Genomic DNA, 3405 nt, shown 5'->3' on the forward strand with positions numbered 1-3405 from the left:
AAGCCAAGGCTGCTCCAAAAATCGATCGATATATTCCTGGAGTGGAGTTCAACCGTTGAAATATTCGTATGCTGGGTGATGTGCGTGGCTATTTCTTCCCATAGCCGGCGTCCGATCCCTTTCTTTCGATGATCTGAGGCTACAGCAGCGAAGCGGATTTCTGCGGTTGAACCGTTCACAATCAAGACCATGGCACCAACAACGTCGTCACCCTCCAAGCATACGAAGTTTATTTCTTCTCCGGACATGGCGAGCGCTTGTCTCGTTTCTCTACTCATTCCGTATGGCTTCCACATCTCGGTGTACAACAAATCCTCCATTTTGTCTTTAAGGATTGGATTATCAACAATAACCACCTTCATGCCCGATTTGCTCCTTTACTTATGGGGTAGGTACTTCTCATTCGTACTTTTGTAAGTGTAGCTTCAATAGCCTAATAGTTCATTTAAGTTTTCGGTTGCATCAAATCTCATTATCGCTTGTTCAAGCAAGTTGACACAATCTTTGAGTAGTACGACAATATTATCCATATTTTCAAATTTAATGTAATTAGAATTGCCGCAGTAATATTTATAAGCCTCCATCTTAAGATAGATACAAACATGATTAATGGAGGAGGAGGAGCCTCTTAAAAGTGTTTGGAGTTCGGAGTCGATTAGCGGTAATATATGTGCTTTGACTGTTTCTTCAAAATGAACAGTTCTTATTTGTGATATTGAGAGTTCAAGTGCACCGAACATACTTTTGATCTGTTCTGTCTCTAAGGCATTCGGCGGAGGCTGCTCTAAAAAATCTATTGCTCCTTGCAAGCAAAGAATGTTGTCCCATATTTCATTTCTTACTAAAGGTAGAAGTGATTTCTTGGTTTCTTTTAACTGATTATTTTGTATTTTTATGTTTTGCTCATACCCTAACTTGGAGCCAAGTTTTGCTCCAATAAAAACGCCGATTGCTCCCAGTATAGCCCCTAGTGACTGCCAAAGTTGATCAGAGAATAACTTATAGACATATCCCCATGACTGAGTTGTTGTAATGATTGAGAATATCGCAATTAAAGAAGTGATAAATGGTAGTCCTGCATCAAAGTTCTTGTTCTTCAATTAGTTCTCTCTCTTTCTATGATATTTTTAAAATTCATTAGGGTATCTGATAGCGGTTAATCTTTTCTAGATTAGCGGTGATCTCCTTTTATAGTCAAGCATATCTGTCTGTTCTTTTTGCAGGGGAGAATCTACTCTTTTGAAATATCCGGTCGGTTTTTGTTTTGAAAAGGTAGAATCATGTTAATAGTATGTATAGAAACATTAGATTGTGAGAATACTAGATTACTAGAGAAGCAAAGAAAGGAGGTAGCCTAGATGAAAGTGAGCCCAACCAATCTCTCAGCACACAGCAATCGTTACTATTTCTTATTGTACATAAAAACCGGTGATAAAAAACATCTTATGCACATCACGCCGCGCGAGCTGGATAAGAAAGTATCCCTTGCTTAATATGTTTTATTGACCAATTGAATAAGGGTAAATCAAGAGACTTTCAGCCTGCGGCAGGTGTGAGGGTCTTTTTGGCCTTGACCTTCACATGATGTAATGGTTTAGAATGACGGTATAAATCGATGAAGGATGCGGTTATATGCATATAAGCGAGTTGTCCAAAAGAACGGGAGTGAGCCTGCGCTCTCTAAGATATTACGAAGAAAGGAAGCTGCTGAATCCATCACGGCTGGAAAATGGTTATCGGGATTATGCGGAGTCAGATATTGAAAAAGTCGAATTTATCCAGCTTTACTTTAGTCTTGGACTCACGGTAAAAGAAATCATGGATTTTTTTGACTGCCTGTTTCAAAACGGAAGTAAACGGCAATGTCTTCCTAATGCTATAGAGATTGGAGAAAGAAAACTGGATGAGATCAAAAAACAAATTGAGCTTTTACGTAAAGCTGAAGCTCAACTAGAAGAAAGCATAGCCAGATGGAGAGGCTTAATTGCTCAAACGGAGGAAATAAAATGAATATGAATCAACGAATGGCATTGGTTACTGGAGGAAACAGAGGTATCGGAATGGAAGTTGCTCGACAGCTTTCCTTAAAAGGGTTACGAGTCTTGATAGGTTGCCGCGACGAGAATAAGGGACGAGACGCAATGGAACAATTAAGCAAGGAAGGGATAAAGGTTGAGTTCAAGGTAGTCGATGTGAGTAACCGCAAAAGTATTGTTCAAATGATGGAGAACATTGCCGATGTATACGGCCGTCTTGATGTGCTTGTGAACAACGCAGGGATCATTCTCGATAGGGGAACTTCTGTCTTGGACGTCAAGAAATCTGTTATGAAAGAAACGTTGGAGACCAATTATTATGGGGCATTGAGTCTTATTCAAGCAGCCGTACCCTTGATGAAGCAACATCGTTATGGGCGTATTGTAAATATATCGTCTGCTCTAGGATCATTCCAAGTTCATCAAGGCTTATTAGGTCTAAAAGGTTCCTCGTCTGCTTATCGCATTTCTAAAACAATGCTCAATGCCTTAACTTGTCTAGTCGCACATGAGGTGGCCGAGATGGGAATCAAGGTGAACGCGGCATGTCCTGGAAGGGTTCAGACAGATATGGGGGGAGCGGATGCCCCGCAAACGACTGCACAAGGAGCGGATACTGCCGTTTGGCTGGCTACTCTTGATGAAGAAGGTCCAAATGGTGGTTTTTTTCGCAATCGAATGCAAGCAGAATGGTAACCCACATAACCGTGACATTCCCGGAGATTTTTAGAACGGGTCTGCACGGTTATTTTAATGGGAAGCCATTAGAGTAATTACTCTGATTTATTATTGTTGTCCTCAAACCATAGCGGGTCATCGCAATCGACTTCGCCGTTATAGTTAATTAATATTTCTTCTCCAGCCTTAATATCGGTATAGGCATAGAAATCAACCGTATGGTTGTCGAAGTTCAGCTCGTAAAAGGCATTAGGTGTGTAGGAGTGATTAAACAGCATGCCATATCCCAAAAGGAGAGCGGTGTGATTAGCCCCGTATTCGAACACATAGTCAGCAAGGAATGTCTTTTCTATATGGACATGCTCCTCATTAGGATAAGGAATGACCGGCGCCTCATGTATAAGAGCGTCTTTGGCTATATCGCATGTTGCGAATACCCCTCTATTAAATTCTCCATCGCTAAGCTTGGAAGTCTTGATCTCAATCATAATAGTCACCTGCGCGATCTTTAGTCTATGAAATCTCATGAATTCAGTAATAAGGATGAAAGTAATCATTGTAACCCACATCTGATAATATGACAATATGATACCAAAAACATGCAATTAAAACCAATTGTTAAACACATGTTATATATATGTTATGTATTTGATTTAAATGTAAGATATAACCTTAATTATCGTTAGTTAAA

General features: G+C 40.0%; 6 protein-coding genes. 3 read left to right on the forward strand and 3 right to left on the reverse strand.

The features are described from left to right. Together BP97_RS38040 and BP97_RS0130835 are read right to left on the reverse strand one after the other, a co-directional pair. A partial coding sequence (locus tag BP97_RS38040; RefSeq protein WP_036746876.1) for a GNAT family N-acetyltransferase occupies window positions 1-362 on the reverse strand: 362 nt, incomplete at its 3' end. 63 nt (window positions 363-425) lie between these two features. After that, complete coding sequence (locus BP97_RS0130835) at window positions 426-1100, reverse strand: hypothetical protein (RefSeq protein ID WP_028552541.1); 675 nt, start codon at window positions 1098-1100, stop codon at window positions 426-428. Window positions 1101-1358: 258 nt separating this feature from the next. On the opposite strand from BP97_RS0130835, the gene BP97_RS41510 reads away from it, so the two are divergent. From BP97_RS41510 to BP97_RS0130850, 3 genes are all read left to right on the forward strand, one after another. Beyond that, a complete protein-coding gene (locus tag BP97_RS41510) occupies window positions 1359-1493 on the forward strand; it encodes a hypothetical protein (RefSeq protein ID WP_269321936.1) in 135 nt (44 codons plus the stop codon). Window positions 1494-1632: 139 nt separating this feature from the next. Beyond that, a complete protein-coding gene (locus BP97_RS0130845; protein ID WP_028552542.1) occupies window positions 1633-2010 on the forward strand; it encodes a MerR family transcriptional regulator in 378 nt (125 codons plus the stop codon). Further along, window positions 2007-2732 (forward strand): SDR family NAD(P)-dependent oxidoreductase, encoded by a 726-nt coding sequence (locus tag BP97_RS0130850; protein ID WP_028552543.1) that lies wholly within the window; start codon window positions 2007-2009, stop codon window positions 2730-2732. Before BP97_RS0130845 ends, BP97_RS0130850 begins: the two co-directional genes overlap by 4 nt. Window positions 2733-2809: 77 nt before the next feature. Here BP97_RS0130850 and BP97_RS0130855 read toward each other — a convergent pair whose 3' ends face one another. Beyond that, window positions 2810-3202: an SET domain-containing protein gene (locus BP97_RS0130855; RefSeq protein WP_028552544.1), complete on the reverse strand. Its 393-nt coding sequence runs from the start codon at window positions 3200-3202 to the stop codon at window positions 2810-2812. Between the last annotated feature and the right edge of the window lie 203 nt (window positions 3203-3405).

It is taken from the genome of Paenibacillus sp. UNC451MF (assembly GCF_000686845.1).
Lineage (GTDB): Bacteria > Bacillota > Bacilli > Paenibacillales > NBRC-103111 > Paenibacillus_S.